Genomic DNA, 2,781 nt, shown 5'->3' with positions numbered 1-2,781 from the left:
CTGCGCAAAAAATCGCCCTGATCCTGCTTTGCCAGAAGCTCGGACAAGTCCATGTTGGTCTTGGTCATCGGGGTCTCCGTCTGGTTCGTGGTTGAAGCGTCGAAACTCCACCTCGACCATACACCTCGATGGCCACCTCGGATTACACCGGCAGCGCCGATGAAATTACACCACGCCCTCGGACGCTACCTACTCGCGGCCGCCGCGGAGCTCGTAGCTCATGTTTCCGCCGAGCTCGTCCTGTGACAGGTTTCGGACGCGCTGCCATTCTTCGAATATGGCAACGAGATCGACCCGGTCCCGGATCACGCGGCCCTCTAGAGCATTGTAATACATTAATTTGGTGCTCCAGTGTTCAAGATCAAGATGATATTCACCAAACGCATATTTTTCAATATGATGCCGTTTCTTCGCAGAAGCTTCTAAGCTGTGTCTTTTCCCGCCCCGGAAATCCGGCTTTACAAAGCCGGAAGCAACCTGGGGACGGCACAAAATGCCGCTAAGGCAAGGTCTTGGCCCATGTCGGATGGCTGCGCCCCATGCTGGCGCTCGCATCCAACACCTGCCACACGTCATCCAACAGCGCCTATTTCCAGCGCGCGGCACGCCAGCCAGCCGCAACGGCTTCCTTCTCGTCGCAAAACCAACGCTCACCTTTCGAGACGTTGATCCGGGTCTTGGCATAAGCTGGCGACCAAGGCATGTGATAGATCTTCTCACCCTTGGCCGAGATGTTGCCTTTGATCGGGCAATCCTCCTGCAGCGTCGTCGTCGCCGCACTTTCCCAACCCTTCGCGCGAAACGTCAAGGCAGGTTCGGATTGCGCCTGCCAGATCCCAAGCCGCCGGCTCTTCGCCGATGTCTCGGCATCGACATAGTCATCGGCATAGCGGGTGAACGCCCAGGCAAGGCCTGCACCCACAGTCTCGCGACCAAGATCGCGACCGGATACGAAACATTTGGCAACGATGCGATCGTAGCGATCCCGCTCAACCGGGCGGCAGGCGATCTCTCGCCCCTTCACCAGTTTCGCCATGAAGGCGGTGGCGGCCTTGCCGCAAGCCCAGCTGCCCCCACCCGCGCGGGCGCAGGACTGGCTTTGTTCCGGAGCGTCAATGCCGTGGATCCGGATCGTGTCTTTCCCAAGCTTGACCGTATCGCCATCGACGACGACAGCCTTGCCGGTGAGCCGCGGGCCATCTCCCATGGCAAGCGTCGGGCTCGGCGCCAAAGCGATCAGCGCCAAAGCAAGAATGACGACATGCCGGCACGCCCAGGAATCCGGGCAGCGGCATCCAAGTTTTCTGCGCCGATTGGAACGGCTATAGACGGCACTACCTATCGCAGGCGCAACCCGGTCCTTTATGGCATTGGTAATTGCGGCTGATGCAACTATTGCCGCAGGCCTTGCCCTTGTGACAGACCTTGCAGCAACTTGCGTCGATCAGGATTTCCACAGGCCGGGCCAGATCCAAGAGGCGCTGACGCGCCGTCACGATCTCCTCGATGGTCAGCGCACCGATCGTGGGCGGCGCGGTATCATCGGCAGAGGCCGGCACGCCGAACAGAAATGCGACAGCAAGAACAATGCGAAACATGAATGCACTCGTGAACAAACAACACGGAACGTGTTTATGTGGAGATCAGGTGTTCGGCGAGTGTTATTGGACCCAATTGCGTCATTTATTGGTCACGCGCAGCAGCCGGATCTTCGCGTCCGGCTTTTCCGGTGCGGACGCGGCTACTCCCATGGCGAGCAGTCGTCAGGCACCACCTGACCGAAGATGTTTTCGCGATGCCAGCGCAGGTTTTCCGGATGGGGGTGATGGTTTCGACCGACCGGTTTCAACAGCTTGCCGTTTGGCCTGATCAGCCGAGTGATCACATCGCTCGGCACCTTGTTGCGCGAGACCAGGATTGTCTCGCTATCCTCGGCCACCGAGATCAGGCCCCGATCGAACATCCAATGCAAAGTTCCCGAAAGTGCCAAGCCGTTGCGAACCGAGTCACTGCCATCCCGTTCGACGGGACGGATATGCGCCGCCTGGACCTCCGGTCGACCGCCGCCATTGCGCAGCTGCAGACCCGAGATGGCGCATCGATAACCATAAGCCTCGCGCACCTTGCGACTGAAGGCGACCTCGCGATACTTGCGCCGCGTCAGCCTTTCAACCACCGGTCTCTCGAAGACCAGCGCCTCATCGCGAAGTTCTTCACTTGCCGGCTCGTATCGCGTTGCTTCGATCTGCTCGAGGTTTTGCGGCAGGCCGAGATCGACGATCCGCGCAAAATCGCTTTCCGGCAAACGCCGGACCGCGAGCTGCACGGCCCCGCCTGAAATCGCACCGCCGGAGGCCGAAGTCAAAGCCGCCTCGAGTGGCCGACCATTGATGAGCCGTGGCACCTCGCAGTTGAAAGGCAAATAGCTTCCTGACTCAATCACCGCGAGGTAGCGCCCGTCCATGCCGGGCTTGGGGATGACATCCATGATCTTCGCTACTGCGAAATATCCGCGGGGGCCGGCCTTGACCGGCTCGTAATAGACGATCCAATCGCCCACCGCTTCCTTCATCGCCTTGAGATAGGAGCGCGGAAAATCATAGGCGACATCGAGCTCGTCTTCGTAAATCGAGTCGGCCTTGTGCAGAAGAACCGTAAACGCCGTCTCTGACCCATTGAGTTTGGGTATTTCTGGTCTTGGGTGCGTTTGCCAGAAGTTCTCCGAAACTGATGGAGAGGCGACATGGCAGATGAGTTGGAAGGGTTTGTTGGGCGATGTGA

At 59.0% G+C, this 2,781-nt stretch carries 3 protein-coding genes; all 3 read right to left on the bottom strand.

Annotation, left to right across the window (positions count from 1 at the left end):
- Window positions 1–586 precede the first annotated feature (586 nt).
- The 3 genes from IB235_RS24480 to IB235_RS24470 all read right to left on the bottom strand — a co-directional run bounded on the left by IB235_RS24480 (window position 587) and on the right by IB235_RS24470 (window position 2,629).
- On the bottom strand, window positions 587–1,207 hold the full coding sequence (locus IB235_RS24480; RefSeq protein ID WP_192338988.1) for a thermonuclease family protein: 621 nt from the start codon (window positions 1,205–1,207) through the stop codon (window positions 587–589).
- 127 nt (window positions 1,208–1,334) lie between these two features.
- On the bottom strand, window positions 1,335–1,598 hold the full coding sequence (locus IB235_RS24475) for a hypothetical protein (protein ID WP_192338986.1): 264 nt from the start codon (window positions 1,596–1,598) through the stop codon (window positions 1,335–1,337).
- A 143-nt stretch (window positions 1,599–1,741) separates the two neighbouring features.
- Window positions 1,742–2,629 carry an HNH endonuclease gene (locus tag IB235_RS24470; protein ID WP_370576994.1) on the bottom strand — a complete coding sequence of 296 codons (888 nt, stop codon included), beginning with the start codon at window positions 2,627–2,629 and terminating at the stop codon, window positions 1,742–1,744.
- Window positions 2,630–2,781: the final 152 nt, after the last annotated feature.

Source organism: Paracoccus sp. PAR01, assembly GCF_014851995.1.
Lineage (GTDB): Bacteria > Pseudomonadota > Alphaproteobacteria > Rhodobacterales > Rhodobacteraceae > Paracoccus > Paracoccus litorisediminis.
The sequence above is the reverse complement of the archived record's forward strand: the minus strand, read 5'-3'. Positions and strand labels throughout refer to the sequence as shown.

Coding starts and splice junctions, on each gene's coding strand:
- IB235_RS24480 (WP_192338988.1), bottom strand. CDS start 1,207: ATGGGAGATGGCCCGCGGCTCACCGGCAAGGCTGTCGTCGTCGATGGC.
- IB235_RS24475 (WP_192338986.1), bottom strand. CDS start 1,598: ATGTTTCGCATTGTTCTTGCTGTCGCATTTCTGTTCGGCGTGCCGGCC.